At 29.2% G+C, this 3,232-nt stretch carries 3 protein-coding genes; 1 reads left to right on the top strand and 2 read right to left on the bottom strand.

Annotated elements, in window-relative coordinates; genetic code table 11:
• Positions 1-307: 307 nt before the first annotated feature.
• Complete coding sequence (locus tag Q0138_RS00555) at positions 308-937, bottom strand: RlmE family RNA methyltransferase (protein WP_297979455.1); 630 nt, start codon at positions 935-937, stop codon at positions 308-310.
• 11 nt (positions 938-948) lie between these two features.
• Complete coding sequence (locus tag Q0138_RS00560) at positions 949-1,506, bottom strand: YfcE family phosphodiesterase (protein WP_297979457.1); 558 nt, start codon at positions 1,504-1,506, stop codon at positions 949-951.
• Between the two features lie 403 nt (positions 1,507-1,909).
• Between Q0138_RS00560 and Q0138_RS00565 the strand changes: the two genes are divergently transcribed.
• Positions 1,910-3,001 carry a formate--phosphoribosylaminoimidazolecarboxamide ligase gene (locus Q0138_RS00565; RefSeq protein WP_297979460.1) on the top strand — a complete coding sequence of 364 codons (1,092 nt, stop codon included), beginning with the start codon at positions 1,910-1,912 and terminating at the stop codon, positions 2,999-3,001.
• Positions 3,002-3,232 lie beyond the last annotated feature (231 nt).

Consider the following 3,232-nt stretch of genomic DNA (forward strand, 5'->3'; position numbering starts at 1 on the left):
TTTTTTTATTTAATTTTACTTTATTTAATTTTACTTTATTTAATTTTACTTTATTTAATTTTACTTTATTTATTTCACTTGTTTTTAAAAATAGTGATTTTTTTATTTCTTAAGCAGTATTTAATTGATTTTTAAAAAAGTGATTTTTTTATTTCTTAAGTAGTAATTTAATTTATTTTTAAAAGCAGTTATTTTTAGTTTTAAATTTAATTTTAAAAAAGAAGAATAAAAATATGAAAATTGTTTTCATACTTTTAATTGAATTCTCAGATTTGATATTTAAATTTTATTTAAATCTTTCTTGTTTTTAGTTTTTCTTGGATTTAGGACCTTTTCTATAACCTAAACCGACAATATACATTTCCTTACTTTTATGTCTTGAGGAAGGGGGTTTAGTTGATTTAACTTTTCTAAAGTCTTTTTTAATCTTGTCCAAGAGATTTTTATATTCTTCGCCCTGGAAAACTTTTATAACAAGGTTTCCTTCTGTTGCAAGGATATTGTCAGCTATTTCCAACACTGTTTCAGCCAAATCAATGGATCTTAAATGGTCAAGGTTCTTAATTCCGGTTAATGAAGGTGATGCGTCTGATATTAGAACGTCGGCCTTGCCATTTGCAAGTTCCATAATCTTGTCTTGAACTATCTCTTTTGTAAAATCTCCTCTGATTCCATAGAAGTTCTCTTCAGGGAATGGTTTGATTCTGTTTAAATCAACTCCAATAACGATTCCCTCTTCTCCAACTCTTTCTAAAGCAACTTGTGACCATCCTCCAGGTGCTGCACCTAAATCAACAACTGTATTTGCTTCCTTGATGATTTTATATTTTTTATTCAATTGCTTAAGTTTAAATGAAGCTCTTGACCTATATTCTTCGCTTTTCGCTCTTTTATAATAAGGGTCCTTTTTCTTTTCCACTTGCCATCTGCTTCCCATATTCTCACCCCTTAATCCTTTTTCTCTTTTTTGGCCTTTTCTTCAAAGAAATTTAAAGCTGAACAAACTGGATTTCCAGTTTTTATAAATTCTATTTCAATATTGTTTCCATTTATTTCCAAGATTGCCACTGAGGGATCTGATAATCTCGGATTTGTAGGACTTCCCGGATTGATTAGTATTGTGTCCTTAATCTTTTCTAGCTGTGCAATGTGGGAATGTCCGCTTACAAGAATGTCAACACCCATTTCAAGCGCCTTATAGTATAATTGCTGTGTATCTCCTCTCGGATAAACCTCTCCATGGACGATACCTATCTTTTTATTTTCCACTTCAATGACTTTTGAAGCTTCCAAATCCAATTCACCAATTACTCTGTCCATATTTCCTTCAATTGCATGTATTGGTGCAATTTCCCCCAAATCATCCAGAACACTTTGGCTTGTAATGTCTCCAGCATGCAAGATTAAATCCACATCTTCAAATGCATCAAAAACGGTTTGTGGAAGTTTAATTCTTCTGTCCGGAATATGAGTATCTGATATTAGTCCTATTTTCATTTTTTTCACTTAATCGTAAATTTATTTATCATTATTATTTTCTTTATTTTATTGTTAATAAATTTAAAGTTTGGTGGCTTTTATTATTTAATTTTTCTTATTTTTCTTATTTTTTCTTATTTTAAATAATTTTTTTATTTTTATTTTTATTTTTATTTTAATTCATTATTTTTCTTATTTAATTGTTCTTTTTATTTTATTTTTATTTTAATTCTTTTTTTAAATACTTAACTCGTTTTTCTTTTACACATTTTAAATGATTCTTAAAATTTGGCTTTTTTTATACAAAAATGAATGAAAAAGCAATAATTATTATCTTTTTTAGAATTATTAATAATAAAACTTTTAAGTTTATAAAAATATATTTATAAATACTCATAAGTTAATGAATTATTTTTTCAGGAGATTAAAAATGGGACAAGTAAGTAAAGAAAAAATATTGGAGATTTTGGATGGATATGATAAGGAAAACATAACCATTGCAACTTTAGGTAGTCACACTTCCTTGCATATCCTTAACGGTGCTAAAGAAGAGGGTTTCAGAACTGCCATCGTTTGTGAAAAAGGCAGAGAAGTTCCTTATGAACGTTTTGAAGTTGCAGATGAATTTATTATGGTCGATGAATTCAAGGATATTGTAAATGAAGATGTTCAGGAAAAGCTCAGAGCAATGAATGCAATTGTTATTCCTCATGGTTCTTTTGTAGCTTACGCCGGTTTGGATAATGTTGAAGACAAATTCAATGTTCCTATGTTTGGTAATAGGGATATCTTAAGGTGGGAAGCTGAAAGAGATTTAGAAAGACAATTGCTTGTTAATGGTAATATTAGAATTCCTATGAAATATGATGACCCATCCGAGATTGATCGTGCTGTTATGGTTAAATTCCCTGGTGCAAGGGGAGGAAGAGGATACTTTGTAGCTTCATCTCCTGAAGAATTTGACAGTAAAATCGAAGCAATGAAGGAACGTGGATGGATTGAAGATGAAGATGTTGCACAAGCTCACATTGAAGAGTATGTTTCAGGTTGTAACTATTGTATTCACTATTTCTATTCTGCATTGAATGATGAGGTCGAATTGATGGGTATGGACAGCAGGTATGAGTCCAGCATTGATGGATTTGTAAGAATGCCTGCTAAGGATCAATTATCCATTGACATTAGCCCTTCCTATGTTGTAACCGGTAATCACCCTGTTGTAATGAGGGAATCCTTGCTCCCACAAGCATTTGATATCGGTGACAAATTGGTTAAAAGCGCTGCAGAATTAGTAAAACCTGGTCTTAACGGTCCGTTCTGTATTCAAACTCTTGTAAACGATAACCTTGAAGTTGTTGTATTTGAAACCAGTGCAAGAACTGACGGCGGTACAAATACATTTATGGAAGGTTCTTCCTACAGTTACCTTAAATATGGTGAAGGTATGAGTATGGGAAGAAGAGTTGCACGTGAAATTAAAACTGCTTTGGAAAATGGTGGAATTGAAAAGATTATTACATAATCTTTTTTCTTTTTCTTTTTTCTATATTTTATTTTAATTTTTATTTAGCTATTTTTTCTTATTTTAATTATTTTTATTTTAATTTGCTTTTTTTAGCCTTATTTTTATTTTATTCTCATTTTTTATTCTTATTTTATGAATAATTTAATTTTTCTTAAATTTTTTAAAGATAATATTTGTTTTATAGTTTATGAACTAATTTTTTATAAAAATAATTTTTAAAATATTTTA

The organism is uncultured Methanobrevibacter sp. (assembly GCF_937906425.1).
Lineage (GTDB): Archaea > Methanobacteriota > Methanobacteria > Methanobacteriales > Methanobacteriaceae > Methanobrevibacter.

What these genes read in the sequence shown, in the direction of transcription:
- Q0138_RS00565 (WP_297979460.1), top strand. Translation starts at nt 1,910, where the DNA reads ATGGGACAAGTAAGTAAAGAAAAAATATTGGAGATTTTGGATGGATAT.
- Q0138_RS00555 (WP_297979455.1), bottom strand. Translation starts at nt 937, where the DNA reads ATGGGAAGCAGATGGCAAGTGGAAAAGAAAAAGGACCCTTATTATAAA.